This is a genomic window from Pseudomonas sp. CYM-20-01, assembly GCF_023169845.1.
Classification (GTDB): domain Bacteria; phylum Pseudomonadota; class Gammaproteobacteria; order Pseudomonadales; family Pseudomonadaceae; genus Aquipseudomonas; species Aquipseudomonas azotoformans.
This window is the reverse complement of sequence record NZ_AP025169.1, coordinates 5,736,128-5,760,038: the sequence shown is the minus strand read 5'-3', so window position 1 is coordinate 5,760,038 and position 23,911 is coordinate 5,736,128. Positions and strand designations below refer to the sequence as shown.

Sequence of the window (23,911 nt, the reverse complement as noted above, 5' to 3'; positions counted from 1 at the left end):
TAAGACCTGATTACCATGGCCCTACTGCAAATCGCCGAACCCGGCCAAAGCCCTCAACCGCACCAGCGTCGCCTGGCGGTCGGGATTGACCTGGGCACCACCAATTCCCTGGTTGCTGCCTTGCGCAGCGGCTTGTCCGAGCCGCTGCCGGACGCTGATGGCCAGGTGATTCTGCCGTCTGCCGTTCGCTACCACGCCGACCGCATCGAAGTCGGTGAGTTGGCCAAGCTGGCGGCGTCTTCCGACCCTTTGAATACCGTACTGTCGGTCAAGCGCTTGATGGGTCGTGGTCTGTCCGACGTCAAGCAATTGGGCGACCAGCTGCCGTACCGCTTTGTTGGCGGCGAATCCCATATGCCGTTCATCGACACTGTCCAAGGCCCGAAAAGCCCGGTGGAAGTGTCGGCCGATATCCTCAAGGTGCTGCGCCAGCGCGCGGAGAAAACCCTGGGCGGCGAACTGGTCGGTGCCGTAATCACCGTTCCGGCTTATTTCGATGACGCTCAGCGTCAGGCCACCAAGGACGCGGCGAAACTCGCCGGCCTGAACGTATTGCGCCTGCTCAACGAGCCGACCGCAGCGGCCGTGGCCTATGGCCTGGACCAGCATGCAGAAGGCCTCGTCGCTATTTACGACTTGGGCGGCGGTACCTTTGATATTTCGATCCTGCGCCTGACCGGCGGCGTCTTCGAAGTGCTCGCCACCGGCGGCGACAGCGCCCTGGGCGGCGATGACTTCGACCACGCCATTGCGGGCTGGATCATCACCAGCGCCGGCTTGTCTGCCGATCTGGACCCGGGCGCGCAGCGCAACCTGCTGCAAACCGCCTGCGCGGCCAAAGAAGCGCTGACCAATGCTGCAAGCGTTGAAGTTTCCTACGGCACCTGGTCGGCCCAACTGACCCGCGAAGCTTTCGATGCGTTGATCGAGCCAATGGTTGCCCGCAGCCTGAAAGCCTGCCGCCGCGCGGTGCGCGATTCCGGTATCGAGCTGGAAGAAGTCGGTGCCGTGGTCATGGTCGGTGGGTCCACCCGCGTACCACGCGTGCGTGAAGCCGTCGCCGAAGCTTTTGGCCGCCAGCCGCTGACTGAAATCGACCCGGATCAGGTGGTCGCCATCGGCGCCGCGATCCAGGCTGATACCCTGGCCGGCAACAAGCGTGATGGTGGCGAATTGCTGCTGCTCGACGTTATCCCGCTGTCCCTGGGCCTGGAAACCATGGGGGGCCTGATGGAGAAGGTGATTCCACGCAACACCACCATCCCCGTCGCCCGCGCCCAGGACTTCACCACTTACAAAGATGGCCAGACGGCCATGATGATCCATGTGCTGCAAGGTGAACGCGAGCTGATCAGCGACTGCCGCTCCCTGGCGCGCTTTGAATTGCGCGGTATCCCGGCCATGGTCGCGGGCGCAGCAAAGATTCGCGTGACCTTTCAGGTCGACGCCGATGGCCTGCTCAACGTCGCCGCGCGCGAGTTGGGTTCGGGTGTGGAAGCCAGCATCCAGGTCAAGCCGTCCTACGGCCTCACCGACGGTGAAATCGCCAAGATGCTCAAGGACTCGTTCCAATATGCCGGTGACGACAAGGTCGCCCGTGTATTGCGTGAGCAGCAAGTCGACGCCCAGCGCCTGCTCGAAGCGGTGCAGGGCGCGCTGGATGCCGACGGCGAGCGCCTGCTGGATGCCGAAGAGCGCATGGTCATCGACCTGCAGATGCAGGAACTGGCCGAACTGATGAAAGGCAACGACGGTTATGCCATCGAGCAACAGACCAAGCGCCTGTCGCAAGTGACGGATGCCTTTGCCGCCCGCCGCATGGATCAGACGGTGAAAGCCGCACTGGCCGGGCGCAACCTGAATGAAATCGAGGAATAATTAATGCCGCAGGTCATTTTTCTGCCACACGCCGAGCATTGCCCGGACGGTATGGTCGTGGAGGCTGAGACCGGCAAGTCCATCCTCGAAGTTGCCCATGACAACCACATCGAGATCGAAAGTGCCTGCGGCGGTGTCTGCGCCTGCACCACCTGTCATTGCATCATCCGCGAGGGTTTCAACACTCTGGAAGAAGCAGACGAGCTGGAAGAGGACTTTCTTGATCGTGCCTGGGGCCTGGAAGCGACTTCTCGCCTAAGCTGTCAGGCAAAGGTCGGCACGGAAGACATCACTGTCGAAATTCCGAAGTATTCCCTCAACCATGCTGCCGAAGCGCCGCATTGATTCAAGGAAGTGTCATGAGTCTTAAATGGGTTGATGTGCAAGAGATCGCTATCCTGTTGGCAGATGCCAACCCGGATCTGGATCCTTACTCCCTGAACTTTGTAGCTTTGCGTGACATGGTCATGGCGTTGCCAGGGTTCGAAGATGAGCGTGATCGCGGTGGTGAAAAGGTCCTGGAGGCTATCCAGACTGCCTGGAAAGAAGAACAGGACTGACGCCTCCCTTACGCAGTTAGGCAATACCCAATAACCCGCGTATAATTCGCGGGTTTAATTTTTCGTAAATTACCGTTTCTGGAGTTACACCATGGCTGTTCAACGTACTTTCTCCATCATCAAGCCTGACGCTGTTGCAAAAAACGTCATCGGCGAGATCACCACTCGTTTCGAAAAAGCCGGCCTGAAGGTTGTAGCTTCGAAACTCAAGCAACTGTCCAAGGCTGAAGCTGAAGGCTTCTACGCTGAGCACAGCGCTCGTGGCTTCTTCGGCGACCTGGTTGCCTTCATGATCTCCGGTCCTGTTGTTGTCCAGGTTCTGGAAGGCGAAAACGCTATCGCTCTGAACCGTGAGCTGATGGGCGCTACCAACCCTAAAGAAGCCGCTGCCGGCACCATCCGTGCTGACTTCGCCGAGTCCATCGACGCCAACGCTGTACACGGTTCGGACTCCGAAGCTGCTGCTGCTCGCGAAATCTCGTACTTCTTCGCCGCTACTGAAGTAACCGCTCGCTAAGCATCGGCTTAAAGAGTGAGGGTGAATCCATGACGACATCGACTGTAAAAACCAACCTGCTGGGGCTGACCCAGCCGGAAATGGAGAAATTCTTCGACTCAATCGGGGAGAAGCGTTTCCGTGCCGGTCAGGTAATGAAATGGATTCACCACTTTGGCGTCGATGATTTCGACGCCATGACGAACGTCAGCAAGGCCCTGCGCGACAAGCTCAAGGCCATTGCTGAAGTACGTGGTCCCGAAGTGGTCAGCGAGGACATCTCCAGCGATGGCACCCGTAAGTGGGTGGTGCGCGTGGCGTCCGGCAGCTGTGTCGAGACTGTGTACATTCCCCAGGGCAAACGCGGCACCTTGTGCGTTTCGTCCCAGGCAGGCTGTGCCCTGGACTGCAGTTTCTGCTCCACCGGCAAGCAAGGCTTCAACAGCAACCTCACCGCCGCCGAAGTAATCGGCCAGGTGTGGATTGCCAACAAATCCTTTGGCAGCGTCCCGGCGACCGTCGACCGTGCCATCACCAACGTGGTGATGATGGGCATGGGTGAGCCGCTGCTGAACTTCGACAATGTGGTTTCGGCCATGCACCTGATGATGGACGACCTGGGCTACGGCATCTCCAAGCGCCGTGTGACCCTGTCCACCTCCGGCGTGGTGCCGATGATCGATGAGCTGTCCAAGCACATCGACGTCTCCCTGGCGTTGTCGCTGCACGCACCCAATGACGCATTGCGTAACCAATTGGTGCCAATCAACAAGAAGTATCCGCTTAAGATGCTGCTCGAATCTTGCCAGCGCTACATGTCGTCCCTGGGTGAAAAGCGCGTGCTGACCATCGAGTACACCTTGCTCAAAGACATCAATGACAAGGTCGAGCACGCGGTCGAGATGATCGAGTTGCTCAAGAACACCCCGTGCAAGATCAACCTGATTCCGTTTAACCCGTTTCCACATTCTGGCTACGAGCGACCGAGCAACAACGCCATCCGCCGTTTCCAGGATCAACTGCACCAGGCTGGCTACAACGTCACCGTCCGCACCACCCGTGGTGAAGACATTGACGCCGCCTGTGGCCAATTGGTCGGGCAGGTGATGGACCGCACCCGCCGCAGCGAGCGTTATATCGCCGGACGTGAAGTGAACGCCGCCGACGATTTACCGCTGATCGCTGTGAATCGAATCTGAGAGAGGATCTCTATGCCCTTGCGCCTTGCGCTGCTTCTGCTTGTTACCGGCCTGTCGGCTGGTTGTGTTTCATCGGGCCATGACAGCCCTATGCAAACCGGTAAAGGCCGTGATGAGGCGCGAGTTGCCTATGTGCAACTGGGCTTGGGTTACCTTCAGCAAGGGATGAACGAGCAGGCCAAGGTGCCGTTGAAGAAGGCGCTTGAGCTGGACAGCGACGATGCCGACGCCAATGCCGCACTGGCCCTGGTGTTCCAGGCCCAGGCCGAGCCTGAACTGGCGGACCGGTATTTCCACAAGGCCCTGGCCGCACGCCCTGCCGACCCGCGGCTGCTGAACAACTACGGCAGTTTCCTGTTTGCGCAGAAGCGTTATGACCAGGCCGCTCTTTATTTCCAGCAGGCCAGCGCCGATACCCTCTATCCTGAGCGTTCGCGGGTGTTCGAGAACCTCGGGGTCACCTCGATCCGCCTCGGCCAGCGCGACAATGCCCGCCGGCAACTGGAAAAAGCCCTGCACTTGAATGGTCGCCAGCCTCGGGCATTGCTCGAAATGGCTGAGATATCCTTTGATGACAGGCATTATGTGCCGGCACGTGACTATTACGAGCGTTTTAGCCTGCTCAGCGGGCAAAATGCACGTAGTCTATTGCTCGGTGTGCGGCTGGCGACGGTTCATGAAGAACGCGACACGGCTGCACGTTTTGGCCAGCAACTCGAACGACTCTATCCCGGTACGCCGGAATATCAGCAATACCTGTCGGAGCAATGATGAAAGCGGCGCACCCGGAAGTTGTAGCAGCTAATCGCGTAAACCCAGGCGACACCTTGCGTCAGGCCCGCGAAAGCAATGGTTGGTCGCTGGCGGAAGTGGCCCTCAAGCTCAATTTGACCAGTACATCCCTGGGCAACCTGGAAGCTGGCGCGTTCGATAAGTTGCCTGGGCATACCTTCGCCCGCGGCTATATCCGTGCCTATGCCAAGCTGCTGGGGATCGACCAGACTGTTCTAGTCCAGGAGTTCGACCAGTTTACCGGCACCGACTCCCAAGGTAGCAATGTGCATGGCTTGGGTCGCATCGAAGAACCGGTGCGGGTTTCCCACACGATTTTGCGAATTGTCAGCCTGTTGCTGCTGATCGCTGTCATTGGTGGCGGTTTTGTCTGGTGGCAAGACCAGACCTCCCAGCGCACCAAGGACCTGACCAGCAACGCCATGGAGCACGTCGAAGTCGAAAGCGCCGACGGCACTACCCAGATTCATCCGCTGGACGAGCCGGAAGACCAGGCTGTCGCCCAAGGCCAGGCCGCGCCTGAAGCATCCGCCGCTACTGAGCTGCCAGCACCGGAAACCGCGCCTGCCGCGACCGCTGCCGCAACGGTTCCCGCGACGCCGGCTGCTTCGGGGGCCATAGCCCATACACCGGCCGCTCCAGTGCAGGCGCCAGCGACTCCAGCGCCAACCGCTCCGGCAGCTCCTGCGATTTCGCCACCTACCACCCCAGCGTTGATCGCCGGTGATGGCCGCGTACAGATTACCTTCGTCGCCGACTGCTGGACGCAAGTCACCGACGGCAATGGCAAAGTGCTGTTTAGCGGTCTCAAGCGTAAGGGAGATACGCTCGACCAAGGCGGCAAGCCTCCTTTGACGCTGCGTCTGGGCTTTGCCCGTGGCGCGCAAGTGGCCTACAACGGCCAGCCTGTAGACGTAGCGCCGTTCACCACCGGCGAGACCGCTCGCCTGAAGTTGGGACAATAGTCATGCACGGCGAATCTCCAATCAAACGTCGCGTATCGCGCAAAATCTGGGTCGGCTCGGTGCCGGTGGGTGGCGATGCCCCCATCGCCGTACAGAGCATGACCAACAGCGACACCAATGACGTGGCCGCCACCGTTGCCCAGATCAACCGTCTGGAAGCCGCTGGCGTGGACATCGTGCGCGTCTCCGTACCGGACATGGACGCTGCCGAGGCCTTTGGTCGCATCAAGCAACTGGTCAAGGTGCCGTTGGTTGCCGACATTCACTTCGACTACAAGATCGCATTGCGCGTCGCCGAGCTGGGTGTGGACTGCCTGCGTATCAACCCGGGCAACATTGGTCGCGAAGACCGTGTGCGTGCCGTGGTGGATGCTGCTCGCGACCGTGGTATTCCGATCCGTATCGGCGTCAACGCCGGCTCCCTGGAAAAAGACCTGCAAAAGAAATACGGCGAGCCGACCCCGGCGGCGCTGGTCGAATCGGCGCTGCGCCACGTTGAGCACCTTGAACGCCTGAATTTCCAGGACTTCAAGGTCAGCGTAAAGGCCTCCGACGTGTTCATGGCGGTAGAAGCCTACCGCCTGCTGGCCAAGGAAATCGTACAGCCGTTGCACCTGGGTATCACTGAAGCAGGCGGTTTACGTTCAGGCACAGTGAAATCTGCGGTGGGTCTCGGTATGCTGCTCGCCGAAGGGATTGGCGATACTATCCGCATCTCCCTGGCGGCAGACCCGGTAGAGGAAGTGAAGGTCGGTTACGACATCCTCAAATCCCTGCATTTGCGTTCCCGAGGCATCAATTTCATTGCCTGTCCGAGCTGCTCGCGGCAGAACTTCGACGTGGTGAAAACCATGAACGAGCTGGAAGGGCGCCTCGAAGACCTGCTGGTGCCGCTGGATGTCGCGGTAATTGGTTGTGTGGTCAACGGGCCGGGAGAAGCCAAGGAGGCGCACATCGGTTTGACCGGCGGTACACCGAACCTGATCTACATCGACGGCAAACCGTCGCAGAAGTTGACGAATGACAATCTGGTGGATCATCTCGAAAGACTGATCCGCGAGAAAGCGGCCGAAAAGGTCGCGGCTGACGCAGCGCTGATCGCGCGCGGCTAAGAACGAATTTAAGGATTTGATGTGAGCAAGTCTCTGCAAGCCATTCGTGGCATGAACGACATCCTCCCGGAGCAGACGCCGCTGTGGCGCTACTTCGAGAGCACTGTTGCGCGCCTGCTGGATAACTACGGTTACAAGCAGATCCGCATGCCGATCGTTGAGTTCACCGAGCTGTTCAAGCGCTCCATCGGTGAAGTGACCGACATCGTCGAAAAAGAGATGTACACCTTTGAAGACCGTAACGGCGACTCCCTGACCCTGCGTCCGGAAGGTACTGCCGCGTGCGTGCGCGCCGTGCTCGAACATGGCCTCACCGGCGCTGGCCAGCCGCAGAAACTGTGGTACATCGGCCCGATGTTCCGTCACGAACGCCCACAGAAAGGCCGTTATCGCCAGTTTCACCAGATCGGCCTGGAAGTGTTCAACATCGACGGCCCGGACATCGACGCCGAGTTGATCGTACTGACCTGGCGCCTGTGGGGCCTGCTGGGTATGCGCGACGCGGTCAAGCTTGAACTCAACAGCCTGGGCACCAGTGAATCCCGCGGCCGCTACAAAGTGGCCCTGGTCGAGTACCTGTCCGCCCACCTGGACAAGTTGGACGAAGACAGCCAGCGCCGTCTGAAGACCAACCCATTGCGCGTCCTCGATACCAAGAACGCCGATACCCAGGCCGTGCTGGTCAATGCGCCGAAAATGGCCGACTACCTGGACGACGAGTCTCGTATCCACTTCGAGGGCCTCAAGGCTCGGCTGGATGCGGCCGGTATCCCGTTCGTGATCAACACCAAGCTGGTGCGCGGCCTCGATTACTACAGCAAGACCGTATTCGAGTGGGTCACCGACAAACTCGGCGCCCAGGGCACCGTGTGTGCCGGTGGCCGCTACGACGGCCTGGTCGAGCAGATGGGCGGCAAGCCGACCACCGGCGTGGGCTTCGCCATGGGCATCGAGCGGCTGATCCTGCTGCTGGAAACCCTTGAGCAGGTCCCGGAAGAGATCTCCCGTCAGGTGGACGTGTACCTGTGCGCCTTTGGCGAGGCCGCCGAACTGGCAGCCCTGGCCCTGAGCGAAAAGGTTCGCGACCAACTGCCCAATCTGCGCCTGCAAGTCAATGCGGGCGCCGGCAGCTTCAAGAGCCAGTTCAAGAAGGCCGACAAGAGCGGTGCGTTGTATGCACTGATCCTCGGCGAAGACGAGCTGGCCCAGCAAGTGATAGGTTTCAAACCCCTGCGTGGCCAGGGTGAGCAACAGAACATTGCCTTTGATGCGCTCGCTGCGCACTTGGCCACCTGCGTCGTGCAGGGTTGAAGCTGTCGAACAGCCGAATTTAGCGATTAAGGAGTATTGGGGTGTCGAGTACTGATGATGAGCAACTGGCCGAGTTCAAGGACTGGTGGCAGCGCAACGGCAAGCCTCTGGTTACTGGCGGTCTGCTGGCTTTAGTGGTTGTCTTCGGCTGGCAAGCCTGGACCAAGTATCAGGCCAACCAGTCCCAAGGCGCCTCGATCCTCTATCAGCAATTGTTGGAAACCACCCTGACGCCGGACGGCAAGCCCGACCCTGCGCAGGTTGCAGACCTGGCCGGCAAGCTGAAGAACGAATTCGGCGGTAGCACCTACGCCCAATACGGCAGCCTGTTCGTCGCGAAAGTCGCGGTCGACACCGGCAAGCTGGACGACGCTGCCGCTGAGCTGAAGGCCATCGCCGACAAGCCGACCAACCCGACCCTGGGTGAAATCGCACGTCAGCGCCTGGCGCAGGTACTGGCGGCACAGAACAAGGCTGACGAAGCACTCAAACTGCTCGACGGCGATGCTGACAAGGCATTTGTAGCCACTCGCGAAGAGCTCAAGGGCGACCTGTTGGTCCAATTGGGTCGTACCGACGAAGCCAATGCTGCGTACAAGAAAGCCAAGGCGGCGCTGTCTGATGAAGCGGCGGTCGGTGGCTTACAAATCAAGCTGGACGACTTGGCCAAAGGGGATGCGTGACGTGATCCGTTGGAAACATGCAGCATTGCTGGCTCTGGCCGTTCTGGCCGCGGGTTGCAGCAGCAACAGTAAGAAAGAACTGCCGCCTGCGGAGCTGACCAGCTTCAAGGAAGAAGTGGTCCTGCAAAAGCAGTGGAGCCGCTCCATCGGTGACGGCCAGGGCGAAACCTACAACATGCTGGTACCGGCTATCGACGGTGACAACATTGTCGCTGCTGACGTGACCGGCGTAGTGATCTCCATGGATCGCATGAACGGCGACGTGAAGTGGAAGAAAGACCTCGAAATTCCGGTATCCGGCGCAGTAGGCGTGGGTTACGGCATGGTCTTGCTCGGCACCCTCAAGGGCGAAGTCGTGGCGTTGGATTCCAGCACCGGCGAAGAGAAATGGCGCGCTCGCGTGACCAGTGAAGTGCTCGCACCGCCTGCCACCAACGGCGATATCGTCGTGGTGCAAACCCAGGACGACCGTGTGATCGGCCTCGACGCCAGCACCGGCGCACAGCGTTGGTTGTACGACAGCACGCCTGCGGTGCTGACGCTGCGCGGTACCAGTGGTCCGATTGTGACCAACAATCTGGCCGTTGCAGGCCTGTCGACCGGTAAAGTGGTCGCCTTGGATACCCAGAACGGCGTGCCGGCCTGGGAAACCCGTGTGGCCATCCCGCAAGGTCGTTCCGAGCTGGACCGCGTAGTGGACATTGACGGCGGCTTGCTGTTGTCGGGTGAAACCATCTACGTCGCCACTTACCAGGGCCGTGTTGCGGCACTGGACCTGCAGAGCGGCCGCGTCAACTGGCAGCGTGATGCTTCCAGCTACGCCGGTGTCGCCCAAGGGTTTGGCAGCGTCTATGTCAGCCTGGCGTCCGGCACTGTCGAAAGTGTCGACGAGCGTTCCACCACGGCACTGTGGAGCAACGACTCCCTGGCGCGCCGCCAGTTGTCGGCACCGGAAGTCTTCTCCAGCTATGTAGCGGTCGGTGACTTCGAAGGCTACCTGCACCTGCTGAGCCAGGTGGATGGTCGTTTCGTCGGTCGCGAGCGTATCGACAGCGACGGCCTGCGTGCGCGTCCGCTGGTGGTGGGTAACATGCTTTATGTGTTTGGCAACAGCGGCAAGCTGGAAGCCCTGACCATCAAGTAAGAACTATGCTTGGGGTAACACCCAGGCGGCCCCGCTTCGGCGGGGCATGCGGCATTTGATTATGCTGCCCCGAGCACCAGCCGCTGCCTTGCAGCGGCTTTTGTATTTTCTGAAATAACGAAGTGGAGAGCCGCATGGTTCCCGTAATCGCCCTGGTGGGCCGACCTAACGTCGGCAAGTCCACCTTGTTCAACCGCCTGACCAGGACTCGCGACGCTATCGTCGGCGACTTGTCCGGTCTGACCCGTGATCGCCAATACGGTGAGGCAAAGTGGCAAGGGCGCTCCTACATTATCGTCGACACCGGTGGTATCTCCGGTGACGAGCATGGCATGGACGAAAAGATGGCCGAGCAGTCGTTGCTGGCCATTGAAGAAGCCGATGTCGTGTTGTTCCTGGTGGACGCCCGTGCGGGCTACACCGCTGCCGACCAGATGATTGGCGAGCACCTGCGCAAGCGCAACAAGCGTTCCTATCTGGTCGCGAACAAGATCGACAACATCGATCCTGAAGCTGCCCGAGCCGAATTCAGCCCGATGGGCCTGGGCGATGCGATCCCGGTCGCCGGGGCGCACGGTCGCGGTATCACCCAGATGCTGGAAATTGCCCTGCGCGATTTCCCCAAGGATGACGTCGAGGAAGAAGAGGGCGAAGAGGAAATCGTCGCCGAAGGTGAGGAAGCCAAGCGCATTCCTGGCCCGAGCGAAAAAGACGGTATCAAGATCGCTATCATCGGTCGTCCTAACGTCGGCAAGTCGACCCTGGTCAACCGCATGCTCGGTGAAGACCGAGTCATCGTCTATGACCAGCCCGGCACCACCCGCGACAGCATCTACATCCCGTTCGAACGTAACGAGGAAAAGTACACGCTGATCGACACCGCCGGTGTGCGCAAGCGCGGCAAGATCCACGAGGAAGTTGAAAAGTTCTCGGTGGTGAAAACCCTGCAGGCGATCAAAGACGCCAACGTGGTGATCTTCGTGATGGACGCCCGCGAAGGCGTGGTGGACCACGACCTCAACCTGCTGGGCTTTGCCCTGGAGGCCGGTCGTGCGCTGGTGATCGCGATCAACAAGTGGGACGGCATGACGCCGAGCGAGCGCGATTTCGTCAAGATCGAGCTGCAACGCCGCCTGTTCTTCGTCGAGTTTGCCGATATCCACTTTATCTCGGCACTGCACGGCACCGGCGTGGGCAACCTCTACGCGTCCGTACAGAACTCGTTCAAGTCCGCGGTCACCCGCTGGCCGACCAACCGTCTCACCCAGATCTTGGAAGACGCGGTTGGCGAGCACGCGCCGCCGATGGTCAACAACCGCCGGATCAAACTGCGTTACGCCCACTTGGGCGGTGCCAACCCACCGATTATCGTGATCCACGGTAACCAGATCGAGAAGGTGCCCAAGTCCTACGTGCGTTACCTGGAAAACACCTACCGGCGTGTCTTGAAACTGGTCGGTACGCCGATCCGTATCGAGTTCAAGGGTGGTGAGAACCCATACGAAGGCAACAAGAACACACTGACTGACCGTCAGGTGAACAAGAAGCGTCGTTTGATGACTCACCATAAGAAGGCCGACAAGAAGCGCCGCGATAAGAAGTAATCGTAGCTTCAAGTTGTTAGCTGCAAGAGAGGGCTCCTTTGGAGCCCTTTTTTGTGCCTGGCGGTTTGCCCCTTGACCTGCTTATGGCTTGCAGCTTAAAACTTGCTGCTCAGCCGAAGGGGGCTCCCATGATCACCAGCAAGCTGCCGAATGTCGGCACGACCATTTTTACCACCATGTCGCAACTCGCTGCCGAGACCGGCGCGCTGAACCTGTCCCAGGGCTTCCCGGACTTCAATGGCCCCCAGGGTTTGCTCGACGCAGTGGGCAAGCATATCGCCCTCGGGCATAACCAATACGCGCCCATGACCGGCTTACCGGTGCTGCGCCAGCAGGTGGCCGCCAAGATCGCCCGCAGCTATGGCGCCACAGTCAATGCCGACACTGAAGTGACCATCACTCCAGGCGCCACCGAGGCGATCTTCTGCGCGATCCAGGCGGTGATTCGCAACGGTGATGAAGTCATCGTGTTCGACCCCAGCTACGACAGCTACGAGCCGTCGGTGGAGCTGGCGGGGGGTCGCTGCGTGCATGTGCAACTGCGCCTGGATGGCTTTGCGCTGGACTTCGAGAAGATCAAGGCGGCCCTGTCACCGCGTACGCGCATGATCATCCTCAACTCCCCACATAACCCGACTGGCGCGCTGATCAGCCGCGCCGAACTGGACCAGTTGGCCGAACTGATTCGCGAGCGTGACATCTACCTGGTCAGCGATGAGGTCTACGAACACCTGGTGTTCGACGGCGTGGCCCATGTCAGCGTGTTGGCCCACGAAGAACTCTACCAGCGCGCCTTCGTGGTCAGCTCTTTCGGCAAGACCTACCACGTCACCGGCTGGAAAACCGGCTACGTCGTCGCCCCGCCGGCCCTCACCGGCGAACTGCGCAAGGTGCATCAATACGTCAATTTCTGTGGCGTAACCCCATTGCAGTACGCGCTGGCCGATTTCATGGCTGAGCACCCGGAGCATGTCGATGAGTTGCCGGCGTTCTATCAGGCCAAGCGCGATCTGTTCTGCGACCTGCTGGCGCCATCGAGCTTCAGCTTTACCCCAGTGACCGGCACCTACTTCCAACTGGTGGATTACTCACAGATCCGCCCGGACCTGGATGACGTCGCCATGTCGCTGTGGATGACCCGCGAACACGGCGTGGCGACGATTCCGGTCTCGGTGTTCTACCAGACCCCACCCCAAGGCCAGCGCCTGGTGCGCCTTTGCTTTGCCAAACGTGAGGAAACGCTGCAACAAGCGGCTGAAAAACTATGCGCGATCTGAGTGCTCTGCCGAACCTGAACATCGCCCTGGTCCAGACCAGCCTGGCCTGGCACGACCGCCAAGCCAACCTTGAGCACTTCGGGTTATTGTTGGAGCAGGCGAAAGGCGCTGATCTGATCGTGTTGCCGGAGATGTTCACCACCGGTTTTTCCATGGAGTCAGCAACCCTGGCCGAACCCGAGAACGGGCCGACCCACCGTTGGCTGCAGGCCCAGGCCGCGAAGTACAACGCCGTCATCACCGGCAGCCTGATCATCCAGGCTGCCGACGGCAGCCATCGCAACCGATTGCTGTGGGCACGGCCGGATGGCGAGGTGTTGCATTACGACAAGCGCCACCTGTTCCGCATGGCCGGCGAGCACAACCACTACACCCCCGGTGAGCGCCAGGTACAGTTCGAAGTGAAGGGCTGGCGTATTCGCCCGTTGATTTGCTACGACCTGCGCTTCCCGGTGTGGAGCCGCGATGCTCAGGACACAGACCTGCTGCTGTACACCGCCAACTGGCCAGGAGCGCGGCGCTCGCACTGGAACCGACTGCTGCCGGCGCGGGCCATCGAGAACCTGTGTTATGTGGCGGCGGTAAATCGGGTGGGCACGGATGGGAAGGGCTTTGCCTACACCGGGGATAGCCAGGTGTTGGACTTCCAGGGCGAGACGCTGCTGAGTGCGGGGGAGGCGGATGGAGTGTTCCAGGTGAGCCTGGATGCGGCGGAATTGGCCGCGTATCGCACCAGGTTTCCAGCCAACCTGGATGCCGATACTTTCCAGTTTGTCTGACAGACCGCTATCGGGGGCAAGCCCCCTCCCACACTTTAATTTGTGAATACATTCAAAATGTGGGAGGGGGCTTGCCCCCGATGAGGCCCTCACAGACCACAAAAAACCAAAAAAAAGGCCCCAGGACTCATATCCAGGGGCCTTTCACATTTTAAGCAGACTGCTTACGCTGCTTTTGCTTCCTGCTGGCTCAACGAACGGTTCAGCGCACTGAACAGCGCCTTGAAGCTCGCTGTGGTGATGTTTTCATCAATCCCCACACCATGCACCGGACGCTCGCCGTTCACACGCAGTTCGATGTAGGCCGCCGCCTTGGCGTTGGTGCCCGCACCGATCGCATGTTCGTTGTAGTCCATGATCTCCACGCCAATCGGCAAGCCGGCCACCAACGCTTCCAGGGCGCCGTTGCCTTTGCCTTTCCAGTGCAGGTTGGTTTCGCCCTGGCCCTTGCCCGCGACTTCCACCTCGACAAAGCTGTTGCCGTTCTCTTCCTGCAGGCGATGGCTGACCAACGCGTACGGGGTGTTGGCTTGCAGGTATTCACGCTGCAGCAAGGCATAGATCTGCGGTGCAGTCATCTCCAGGCCGACGCGGTCGGTTTCGGCCTGTACCACCTGGCTGAACTCGATCTGCATGCGACGTGGCAAGCTGATGTCGTATTCCTGCTCCAGCAGGTAGGCGATGCCGCCTTTGCCCGACTGGCTGTTCACGCGAATCACCGCCTCGTAGCTGCGACCAATATCGGCCGGGTCGATCGGCAAGTACGGCACTTCCCACAGCGCATCGTCTTTCTGCTGGGCGAAACCCTTGCGGATTGCATCCTGGTGCGAACCGGAGAACGCGGTGTGCACCAGGTCACCCACGTACGGGTGACGCGGGTGAACCTGGATCTGGTTGCACTCTTCGACGACTTTGCGCACGCCATCGATGTCGGAGAAATCCAGCTGTGGGTCGAGGCCCTGGGTGTACATGTTCAGTGCCACGGTGACCAGGTCGACGTTGCCGGTGCGCTCGCCGTTGCCGAACAGGCAGCCTTCGACGCGGTCGGCGCCGGCCATCAGGCCCAGCTCGGTGGCGGCCACGCCGGTGCCACGGTCGTTGTGGGTGTGCAGGCTGATGATCACGCTGTCACGGCGATTGATATGGCGACCGAACCATTCGATCTGGTCGGCATAGATGTTCGGCGTGGCGCATTCCACGGTGGCCGGCAGGTTGAGGATCATCTTGTGCTCGGGCGTCGGGTTCCACACCTCGATCACCGCGTCACACACCTCCTTGGCAAACTCCAGCTCAGTAGCGCTGAAGGTCTCCGGGGAGTATTCGAAGGTCCACTGGGTTTCCGGCTGCTGGGCGGCGTATTTGACGAACAACTTGGCGGCGTTGACCGCGATGGCCTTGATGCCTTCCTTGTCCTGGTTGAACACGATGCGGCGGAAGGACGGCGACGTGGCGTTGTACAGGTGCACGATGGCTTTCTTGGCGCCGCGCAGGGATTCGAAGGTGCGTGCGATCAAGTCTTCACGGCCCTGGGTCAGCACCTGGATGGTGGTGTCCTCGGGGATGTGGCCGTCTTCGATCAGGGTGCGCACGAAGTCGAAGTCGGTTTGCGAGGCGGCCGGGAACGAAGCTTCGATTTCCTTCACGCCGACGGCGACCAGGGTCTTCCAGAAGCGCAGCTTTTTCACTGCGTCCATCGGCTCGATCAGCGACTGGTTGCCATCACGCAGGTCGGAGCTGCACCAGATCGGCGCTTCGGTGATGGTCTTCGATGGCCAGGTGCGGTTCGGGATATCGATGGTCGGAAACGCGCGGTACTTCGAAGACGGGTCTTTGAGCATGCTCATCGGGAAATCCTTTGTTGTAGGGGCCGAGAAAAGGCGGCCTGCCGTAGAACTGTTTTTAGGGATAAAACGTAAAGACGAGGCAGATCGATTCAGCCTGGCAGTCGTGCACTGACGAGGCACAGGCTGCGGTGCTGGCGGAGCTGAATGAGGGTGTGAGAGGTTTTCATAAGCTCAACCCTAACCGTCGGGGTGAAAGATGGCAAGCAGTCGCTAAAAATTGAGAGAAGTTCTTCTATTGGCGTAGAAAACGAGATTTTGTGCCTGAAGATGAATTAATGTCTGGATATAATTGCGCGCCCATTATCGAGCGCGCAATTCAGCGTTTCAGGGTTGGAACGCCCCGATAAAGATCGCCGGGTCGACCCGCGCATCGTTCAGGCTGACGTTCCAGTGCATGTGCGGGCCGGTCGCACGGCCAGTCGAACCGACCTTGCCCACCACCGCGCCGCGTGTGAGTTGATCGCCCACTTTCACATCGATCTTCGACATGTGGCAGAACATGCTGATAAAGCCCTGGCCGTGGTCGACGAATACCGTGTTGCCGTTGAAGAAGTAGTTGCCCACCAGGATCACCTTGCCGTTTGCCGGCGTCTTGATCGGCGTACCGGCCGGCACCGCAAAGTCCAGGCCCGAATGGGGATTGCGCTCTTCACCGTTGAAGAACCGCCGCACGCCGAATTTGCTCGACAGCGGCCCGTTCACCGGTTTGTCCAGCACCAGGTTGCTCGGCAGGTTAGGGCTGAAACTGCGGTAGGCCTTGAGCTGCACTGCCAATTCGCCTTCGATGCGCTTGAGCTGCGCCGGGTCAGGGTTTACCTGGCTTTTGTTTTTCAGGGTGATGCGCTGTTCCGGGTACTTTTTGTAGCCGACGATAAACGGCAGGTTGCGCCCGCCGCTGCTGATGCGCTCATTGCCAGGCTTGACCGTCAACGGAATACCGACAATCGCCAGCCAGGTGTCCGCTTCTTTCACCACCAGTACCGGCTTGCCCAGGTACGTGGCTTTGGGTGCGGCAGCGGAAGGGCCAAGTTCGACCACGGCAACCCCGCCAGGCACGGGCTTGTTGAGGGTTCGGGTAATGTAGCTGTCGGCCTGTGCGTTAAAGGCAAGGCACAGCAGCATCAACACACTAAAGAGACGTGGCATCAATCAATCCAATAACGAAAGGGTGACGGGTGTCAGGTGGTTGTCTTCCACCCGCACCTGCAATTGGCCCTCACCGAGGCGCGCGGTCAGGCGCTGGCCGGTGTGGGTCTGCGCGGCATTGCGAATGGCCTGGCCGCGCTCATCCAAGAGGATGCTGTAGCCACGACCCAGGGTCGCCAGCGGGCTGACCACGTGCAGCGTCTGCATCTGGCTTTGCAGTTGCAGGCGCCGTGCCTTGAGGCCTTCGCGCATGGCGCGGGGCAGGCGTTCGGCGAGACTGTCCAGGCGTTGGCGCAACAGGGCCAACTGGCGGCCCGGGTGCTGGCCGGCAAGGCGCGTTTCAAGGCGGATCAGGCGTTCACGGCGGGTATTGAGGCTGCGCTCGAAGGCACGGCGCAGGCGCATGTCCAGGTCGTCCAGACGCTGGGCTTGCTGGCGCAGACGTTCACCGGGGTGACGCAGGCGTCGGGCCATGCCTTCCAGGCGCAGGCGGTCGTGGCTCAGGCGGTTGCGCATCAGCAGCACCAGGCGGCGGTGCAGGTTTTCAACCTGGCGCACCAGGTGGCTGGCGTCTGGCGCGAGCAATTCGGCTGCGGCGGAAGGGGTGGGGGCGCGCACGTCCGCCACGAAGTCGCTGATCGACACATCGGTCTCGTGGCCGACGGCGCTGACGATCGGCGTGACGCAGGCGTCCACCGCACGGGCCACGGCTTCTTCGTTGAAACACCAGAGGTCTTCCAGCGAGCCGCCGCCACGGGCCAGGATCAGCGCATCGAAGCCACGGGCATCGGCGAGTTTCAACGCGCGCACAATCTGCGGGATCGCTTCGCGGCCTTGCACGGCAGTGGGGATCAGGGTCAGTTCAATGTTGGGCGCACGGCGGCGGAACACACTGATGATGTCGCGAATCACCGCGCCGGTCGGCGAGCTGATAATGCCGATGCGTCGTGGATGCGCCGGCAGCGGCACTTTGCGTTCGGCACTGAACAGGCCTTCGGCGCTGAGCTTTTCCTTCAGTGCATCGAACGCCAGGCGCAGCGCCCCATCACCGGCCGGTTCCACCGTATCGAGGATCAATTGGTAATCACCCCGGCCCTCGAACAGCGAGACCTTGCCGCGCACTTTCACCGCCAGGCCATCCTTCAGCGCCTGGCGCACCCGCGCAGCGTTGTTGCGGAACAACGCGCAACGCACCTGGGCGCCGCTGTCCTTGAGCGTGAAATACACATGCCCGGAGGCCGGGCGGGCGAGGTTGGAGATCTCGCCTTCGACCCAGATATTGGTGAACACGTCTTCCAGCAACACCCGCGCACGGCCGTTGAGCTGGCTGACAGTCAGGACTTCGCGGTCCAGGCCTAAACGAGCAAAAGGATCTTTAATCATGGGCGGCAGTTTATAGGCATTCGTGCAAGGTTTGACAGAATTGCTCCACCAGCGCGCTCGGCGCCTGTGCGCAGGCCAGGGCCACGGTGCTGAGGCAGTCCGGGTCGGCCAGGGGTAAAAAGTGCACGTTGGCGGGGGCGATGTCCTGCATGGATTTTGGTAACAAGGCAATACCGAAGCCGGCCTGGATCAATTGCAACTGGGTGGTCTTGCGCGACATCACTCGCGCGGCCTTGGGGAAAAATCCGGCACGCATGCATAGCTCGGCTGATAGATAGCTCAGGCCGCCGCGCTGGGGGTGGGGTATTGAAATAAACGCTTCCTCCTTCAATTGCCCTAGCTCGATGGGCGCCTGACTACGCGCTAACGCATGGTTGGGCGGTACGGCCAGCAGCAGTTGCTCGCTATACAAAGGCATCACCCGAACCCCCTCGCGCTGGCGCAGCACCGGCGAGCGCAGCACGCCGACCTCAAGGCGACCTTCGGCGATTTCTTCCAACTGCGCTTCGGAGGACAGTTTGACGATGTCCATCGACACCCCAGGGCAGCGTTCCAGCCAAGCGCTGATGCCCTGCAGCAAAGGGCCGCTCATCGGCACAGTGCTCGAATGGCTCAGGCGCAGCGTACCCAGTTCGCCATTGCCCACTTGTGTCGCCATTTGGCTGGCCTTGAGCAGTTCACTCAGCAGGTTGCGGGCTCGCGGATAGAAGGCTTCGCCCGCCGCCGTAAGCCTCGGTTGGCGTGCGGTGCGTTCGAACAGCGGGGTTTGCAGCTGGGTTTCCAGCTCCTTGATCTGTCGGCTCAAGGCTGACTGCGCCACAAACAGGCGTTCGGCGGCGGCACTGAAGCTGCCGCAGTCGGCGATTTCGACGAAGTAACGCAGTTGGCGGGTTGATATCACGCGTCATGCCTTTTCGAGATAGGTGGCGGGCTTTGAAGATATTAGTCGCATCTCTCACCGATGGCTAAAGTGATGATCATCTCGTACAAGGAATACCCCATGAGCCCGGTTGAGCTGATGAGTCAGTGGTCGTTTGGTGGTGTGGATTGGCTGGTGATCGGCGTGGGTGTGGTGGTGGCCTACATCGTGTTTGGCATCGCGGGATTCGGTACCGCATTGGTGGCGGGGCCGCTGCTGATCCTGTTCATGCCGCTGTCGAAGATCATCCCGCTGCTGGTGCTGCTGGATTTTGTCGCGGCATTTGGCAACCTGCTGCAATCGCGGCGCGAGGTGAACAAGCCGGAGTTGCTGCGATTGCTGCCGTGCATGGCGGTTGGCTGCACACTCGGCGTGGTGTTTTTGCTCAACTTGCATTCGGACCTGCTGCTGTTGTTGATGGGCCTGTTTATCAGCGCCTACGCGCTCTACAGCCTGGCGGTGAAGGCGCGGCCGACGCAACTGGCGGCGGGGTGGTCGATACCGATGGGCACGGTGGGTGGGTTGTTTGGGGCGCTGTTCGGCAGTGGTGGCTTCTTATATGCGATCTACCTCAACAGTCGCCTGTCCAAAGACGCGGCGCGCGCCACCCAGAGTGCGTTGATCAGTTGCAGCACGGTGGTGCGCCTCAGTCTGTTCCTGATCGCCGGGGTGTATGCTGATTTACCGTTGTTGATGTTGGCACTGTGCCTGTTGCCGGCGATGGCGTTGGGGCTGTGGTGTGGGCGCAGGTTGACGATGCGCATGTCGCGTGAGGCGTTTGTGCGGCTGGTGACCTGGCTGGTGCTGACCAGCGGTATTGCATTGATCGGGCGGTATTTGAGTACTTGACCTGTTCTTTTCAGGGATTAAGCTGCCTGCCTTCAGGGCCTCTTCGGGGGCAAGTGGCCACACCGCAGGACTCCCATGAATTCCCAAAGCATCCTTGTCCCGAAAATCTCCACCTTGCCCGTCCACGAACCCCGCGCCCGGGCGATCGTGCGCTGGCTGGTGCGCAAGAACATCATCAAGGAAGAGCTGACCACCTGTGGCCGCACCGGCAACCGCATGGGCTACGCCCTGGCCGATGGCGCCCGTGCCGTGGTGCTTTACCCCGAGGCACTGCCGTTCAACGAGCCGATCAATGGCCTGGAGATCATCTACAAGCGCTGCATCTACACGCCGGCCAAGGGCTTTCTCGAAGAAGCCGGTTGCCCGGAATGCCGCAAGGAAGTCGGCGAAGCGCTGTTCGAAAGCCTGGAAGACTGGATGCCCGGCCACACCGACAACTTCACCTGCCCGCTGTGTGGGCATGAAGACGACATCAACGGGTTCCTGTTCCTGCAGGAATGCGGGTTTTCCAACCTGGGATTCATCTTCAACAACTGGGCGGAAGCGGGGTTCAAGCAGAGTTTTATCGACGAATTCGCCGATTGGCTGGACCAGAAGATGAGTTGGGTCAAAGTCGAGTTGTAACCCTCCTGATCCGATCGTTCCCACGCGGAGCGTGGGAACGATCGGGACAGTTAAATTACCCATCTATCAGTATTACCAAGTTTGTCAGAGTTTTACATTGAGCCCGACAGGGTGCATGTATATAATGGCGCGCTTCCATTTTCCCGCTCGGGAGCCCCCGCGATGCTGCGTATCAGCCAAGAAGCTCTGACATTCGACGACATTCTCCTAGTGCCCGGTTATTCCGAGGTGCTTCCTAACGAAGTCAGTCTCAAGACCCGCCTAACCCGTGGCATCGAGCTGAATATTCCCCTGGTTTCCGCTGCCATGGACACCGTCACCGAAGCCCGTCTGGCCATCGCCATGGCTCAGGAAGGCGGCATCGGCATCATCCACAAGAACATGACCATCGAGCAGCAAGCTGCCGAAGTGCGCAAGGTCAAGCGTTACGAAGCCGGTGTGGTGAAAGATCCGATCACCATCGAAGCCGACGCCACCGTGCGTGACCTGTTCGACCTGACCCGCCTGCACAACATCTCCGGCGTTCCGGTACTGCACGATGGCGACCTGGTCGGCATCGTCACTTCCCGTGACGTGCGTTTCGAGAACCGTCTTGAAGTCACCGTCCGCGAAGTGATGACGCCCAAAGAGCGTCTGGTCACTGTCAAGGAAGGCGCCGACAAGAACGATGTGCGCGAACTGCTGCACAAGCACCGCATCGAGCGCGTGCTGATCGTCGACGACAAATTCGCCCTCAAAGGCATGATGACCGTCAACGATATCGAAAAAGCCAAGGCTTACCCACTGGCCAGCAAGGATGACCAAGGTCGTCTGCGCGTTGGCGCTGCGGTCGGCACCGGTAAAGACACCGGCGACCGCGTTTCGGCGCTGGTCGCTGCCGGTGTGGACGTAGTGGTGGTCGACACTGCCCACGGCCACTCCAAAGGCGTGATCGACCGCGTGCGTTGGGTCAAACAGAACTTCCCTGAAGTGCAAGTGATCGGCGGCAACATCGCCACCGGCGCTGCCGCCAAGGCCTTGGCTGAAGCGGGCGCCGATGCGGTCAAGGTCGGTATCGGCCCTGGCTCGATCTGCACCACGCGTATCGTCGCCGGTGTGGGCGTGCCGCAAATCAGCGCCATCGCCAACGTTGCTGCTGCCCTTGAAGGCACCGGCGTACCGTTGATCGCCGACGGCGGCATCCGTTTCTCCGGTGACCTGTCCAAGGCCATCGTGGCCGGTGCTTCCTGCGTGATGATGGGCTCGATGTTCGCCGGTACCGAAGAAGCGCCAGGCGAGATCGAACTGTTCCAGGGCCGTTCCTACAAGGCTTACCGCGGCATGGGTTCGCTGGGCGCCATGTCCCAGGCGCAAGGCTCTTCGGACCGTTACTTCCAGGACTCCTCGGCAGGCGCCGAGAAGCTCGTCCCGGAAGGCATCGAAGGCCGTGTGCCGTACAAAGGCACCCTGAGCGCGATCATCCATCAACTGATGGGCGGCCTGCGTTCCTCGATGGGTTACACCGGCAGCGCCGACATCGAAGAAATGCGTACCAAGCCTGAGTTCGTACGGATCACCGGCGCCGGCATGGCTGAATCCCATGTCCACGACGTGCAGATCACCAAGGAAGCGCCAAACTACCGCGTAGGTTGAGGCTTCCAGCAAAATGTTAAGTAACCGGGGCTGTTCTTCAGCCCCGAGTTGTTTCTGATTCATTAGACGAGACTGACTTCATGGCCCTCGACATTCACGCCCACCGCATCCTGATCCTCGATTTCGGTTCCCAGTACACCCAGCTGATCGCCCGCCGCGTGCGCGAAATCGGCGTGTACTGCGAACTGCATCCGTTCGACATGGACGACGAAGCGATCCGCGAATTCGCACCGAAAGGCGTCATCCTCGCCGGTGGCCCCGAGTCCGTGCACGAAGCCAACAGCCCGCGTTGCCCGCAAGCCGTGTTCGACCTGGGCGTACCGGTCTTCGGCATCTGCTACGGCATGCAGACCATGGCCGAACAACTGGGCGGCAAGGTCGAAGGTTCCGAGCTGCGTGAATTCGGTTATGCCCGTGTCGATGTGGTCGGCAAGAGCCGCCTGCTGGACGGCATCGAAGACCACGTCGACGCCGACGGCCTGTTCGGCCTCGACGTGTGGATGAGCCACGGTGACAAGGTCACCAAGATGCCGCAGGACTTCCACATCCTGGCCAGCACCCCGAGCTGCCCGATCGCCGGTATGTTCAGCGACGAGCGTCGTTACTACGGCGTGCAGTTCCACCCGGAAGTGACCCACACCAAGCAAGGCGGGCGCATCCTGTCGCGCTTCATCCTCGACATCTGCGAGTGTGAAGCCCTGTGGACCCCTTCGAAAATCGCTGAAGACGCCATCGCCCAGGTGCGCGCCCAGGTCGGCACCGACAACGTATTGCTTGGCCTGTCCGGCGGTGTTGACTCCTCCGTGGTCGCCGCCCTGTTGCACAAAGCCATCGGCGACCAACTGACCTGCGTGTTCGTCGACAACGGCCTGCTGCGCCTGCACGAAGGTGAGCAGGTGATGGCCATGTTCGCCGAGAACATGGGCGTCAAGGTAATCCGCGCCAACGCTGAAGATCAGTTCTTGAACAACCTGGCCGGCGAGTCCGACCCGGAGAAGAAGCGCAAGATCATCGGCCGCACCTTCATCGACGTGTTCGATGCCCAGTCCAACAAACTGGACAACATCAAGTACCTCGCCCAGGGCACCATCTACCCCGACGTGATCGAGTCGGCCGGCGCCAAGAGCGGCAAGGCCCACGTGATCAAGTCCCACCACAACGTGGGTGGCCTGCCTGAGGAAATGAACCTCAAGCTGGTCGAACCGCTGCGCGAACTGTTCAAGGACGAAGTCCGCCGTTTGGGCCTGGAACTGGGCCTGCCGTACGACATGGTCTACCGCCACCCATTCCCGGGCCCGGGCCTGGGCGTGCGCATCCTCGGTGAAGTGAAGAAGGAATACGCCGACCTGCTGCGTCGCGCCGACCACATCTTCATCGAAGAACTGCGCAAGGCCGACTGGTACCACAAGGTCAGCCAGGCGTTCGTGGTGTTCCAGCCGGTGAAATCCGTGGGTGTGGTAGGCGATGGCCGTCGCTACGCGTGGGTTGTGGCCCTGCGTGCGGTAGAAACCATCGACTTCATGACCGCCCGCTGGGCACACCTGCCGTACGAGCTGCTGGAGACTGTCAGCGGTCGTATCATCAATGAGATCGAAGGCATTTCGCGCGTGACGTATGACGTGTCGAGCAAGCCGCCGGCGACGATTGAGTGGGAGTGATCCCGCAGCGCTGTACGAAAAAACCGGCTTAGGCCGGTTTTTTCATTTCAGACGTA

Annotated in this window: 22 protein-coding genes; 18 read left to right on the top strand and 4 right to left on the bottom strand. The window is 60.4% G+C overall.

Annotated features, from left to right (window positions below; all coding sequences use genetic code 11):
- The first annotated feature begins 15 nt into the window (after positions 1-15).
- The 14 genes from hscA (at position 16) to M2497_RS26075 (ending at position 13,800) form a co-directional block, all read left to right on the top strand.
- Positions 16-1,878, top strand: a complete 1,863-nt coding sequence (gene hscA, locus M2497_RS26140) for a Fe-S protein assembly chaperone HscA (protein WP_248484208.1) — start codon at positions 16-18, stop codon at positions 1,876-1,878.
- Positions 1,879-1,881: 3 nt separating this feature from the next.
- Positions 1,882-2,223: an ISC system 2Fe-2S type ferredoxin gene (fdx, locus tag M2497_RS26135; protein WP_016971995.1), complete on the top strand. Its 342-nt coding sequence runs from the start codon at positions 1,882-1,884 to the stop codon at positions 2,221-2,223.
- A gap of 14 nt (positions 2,224-2,237) precedes the next feature.
- Positions 2,238-2,438, top strand: coding sequence for a Fe-S cluster assembly protein IscX (iscX, locus tag M2497_RS26130; protein WP_016977667.1), 201 nt, complete (start codon positions 2,238-2,240; stop codon positions 2,436-2,438).
- 91 nt (positions 2,439-2,529) lie between these two features.
- Complete coding sequence (ndk, locus tag M2497_RS26125) at positions 2,530-2,955, top strand: nucleoside-diphosphate kinase (RefSeq protein ID WP_003175956.1); 426 nt, start codon at positions 2,530-2,532, stop codon at positions 2,953-2,955.
- 29 nt (positions 2,956-2,984) lie between these two features.
- Complete coding sequence (rlmN, locus tag M2497_RS26120; RefSeq protein ID WP_071496434.1) at positions 2,985-4,133, top strand: 23S rRNA (adenine(2503)-C(2))-methyltransferase RlmN; 1,149 nt, start codon at positions 2,985-2,987, stop codon at positions 4,131-4,133.
- Between the two features lie 12 nt (positions 4,134-4,145).
- Positions 4,146-4,904 carry a type IV pilus biogenesis/stability protein PilW gene (gene pilW, locus M2497_RS26115; RefSeq protein WP_248484206.1) on the top strand — a complete coding sequence of 253 codons (759 nt, stop codon included), beginning with the start codon at positions 4,146-4,148 and terminating at the stop codon, positions 4,902-4,904.
- The gene (locus M2497_RS26110) at positions 4,904-5,890 is read left to right on the top strand and encodes a RodZ family helix-turn-helix domain-containing protein (RefSeq protein WP_248484204.1); all 987 of its coding nucleotides are present in this window, start codon (positions 4,904-4,906) and stop codon (positions 5,888-5,890) included. The genes pilW and M2497_RS26110 overlap by 1 nt, the downstream gene beginning before the upstream one ends.
- A gap of 2 nt (positions 5,891-5,892) precedes the next feature.
- A complete protein-coding gene (gene ispG, locus M2497_RS26105; RefSeq protein ID WP_248484202.1) occupies positions 5,893-7,002 on the top strand; it encodes a flavodoxin-dependent (E)-4-hydroxy-3-methylbut-2-enyl-diphosphate synthase in 1,110 nt (369 codons plus the stop codon).
- A gap of 21 nt (positions 7,003-7,023) precedes the next feature.
- Entirely contained in the window at positions 7,024-8,313 is a 1,290-nt protein-coding gene (hisS, locus tag M2497_RS26100) for a histidine--tRNA ligase (protein WP_248484200.1), read from the top strand.
- A gap of 41 nt (positions 8,314-8,354) precedes the next feature.
- A complete protein-coding gene (locus tag M2497_RS26095; RefSeq protein WP_032890712.1) occupies positions 8,355-8,996 on the top strand; it encodes a YfgM family protein in 642 nt (213 codons plus the stop codon).
- Positions 8,989-10,140 (top strand): outer membrane protein assembly factor BamB, encoded by a 1,152-nt coding sequence (gene bamB / locus M2497_RS26090; RefSeq protein WP_248484198.1) that lies wholly within the window; start codon positions 8,989-8,991, stop codon positions 10,138-10,140. Before M2497_RS26095 ends, bamB begins: the two co-directional genes overlap by 8 nt.
- Before the next feature lie 134 nt (positions 10,141-10,274).
- A complete protein-coding gene (der, locus tag M2497_RS26085) occupies positions 10,275-11,744 on the top strand; it encodes a ribosome biogenesis GTPase Der (RefSeq protein WP_016977675.1) in 1,470 nt (489 codons plus the stop codon).
- A 128-nt stretch (positions 11,745-11,872) separates the two neighbouring features.
- Positions 11,873-13,021: a pyridoxal phosphate-dependent aminotransferase gene (locus M2497_RS26080; RefSeq protein ID WP_248484196.1), complete on the top strand. Its 1,149-nt coding sequence runs from the start codon at positions 11,873-11,875 to the stop codon at positions 13,019-13,021.
- Positions 13,009-13,800, top strand: a complete 792-nt coding sequence (locus M2497_RS26075; RefSeq protein ID WP_248484194.1) for an amidohydrolase — start codon at positions 13,009-13,011, stop codon at positions 13,798-13,800. The genes M2497_RS26080 and M2497_RS26075 overlap by 13 nt, the downstream gene beginning before the upstream one ends.
- A gap of 164 nt (positions 13,801-13,964) precedes the next feature.
- Here M2497_RS26075 and leuA read toward each other — a convergent pair whose 3' ends face one another.
- From leuA to M2497_RS26055, 4 genes are all read right to left on the bottom strand, one after another.
- Complete coding sequence (leuA, locus tag M2497_RS26070) at positions 13,965-15,644, bottom strand: 2-isopropylmalate synthase (RefSeq protein WP_248484192.1); 1,680 nt, start codon at positions 15,642-15,644, stop codon at positions 13,965-13,967.
- A gap of 324 nt (positions 15,645-15,968) precedes the next feature.
- Positions 15,969-16,790, bottom strand: a complete 822-nt coding sequence (locus M2497_RS26065; RefSeq protein ID WP_248484190.1) for a M23 family metallopeptidase — start codon at positions 16,788-16,790, stop codon at positions 15,969-15,971.
- Between the two features lie 3 nt (positions 16,791-16,793).
- Positions 16,794-18,173, bottom strand: a complete 1,380-nt coding sequence (gene xseA / locus M2497_RS26060) for an exodeoxyribonuclease VII large subunit (protein ID WP_102591898.1) — start codon at positions 18,171-18,173, stop codon at positions 16,794-16,796.
- 10 nt (positions 18,174-18,183) lie between these two features.
- Positions 18,184-19,074 carry a LysR family transcriptional regulator gene (locus M2497_RS26055; protein ID WP_248484187.1) on the bottom strand — a complete coding sequence of 297 codons (891 nt, stop codon included), beginning with the start codon at positions 19,072-19,074 and terminating at the stop codon, positions 18,184-18,186.
- Between the two features lie 99 nt (positions 19,075-19,173).
- Between M2497_RS26055 and M2497_RS26050 the strand changes: the two genes are divergently transcribed.
- From M2497_RS26050 to guaA, 4 genes are all read left to right on the top strand, one after another.
- A complete protein-coding gene (locus M2497_RS26050) occupies positions 19,174-19,941 on the top strand; it encodes a sulfite exporter TauE/SafE family protein (protein ID WP_248484185.1) in 768 nt (255 codons plus the stop codon).
- A 75-nt stretch (positions 19,942-20,016) separates the two neighbouring features.
- Positions 20,017-20,565: a hypothetical protein gene (locus tag M2497_RS26045; RefSeq protein ID WP_021492272.1), complete on the top strand. Its 549-nt coding sequence runs from the start codon at positions 20,017-20,019 to the stop codon at positions 20,563-20,565.
- Positions 20,566-20,727: 162 nt separating this feature from the next.
- Positions 20,728-22,197: an IMP dehydrogenase gene (guaB, locus tag M2497_RS26040; protein ID WP_010207937.1), complete on the top strand. Its 1,470-nt coding sequence runs from the start codon at positions 20,728-20,730 to the stop codon at positions 22,195-22,197.
- An 80-nt stretch (positions 22,198-22,277) separates the two neighbouring features.
- Positions 22,278-23,855 carry a glutamine-hydrolyzing GMP synthase gene (guaA, locus tag M2497_RS26035; protein WP_248484182.1) on the top strand — a complete coding sequence of 526 codons (1,578 nt, stop codon included), beginning with the start codon at positions 22,278-22,280 and terminating at the stop codon, positions 23,853-23,855.
- Positions 23,856-23,911: the final 56 nt, after the last annotated feature.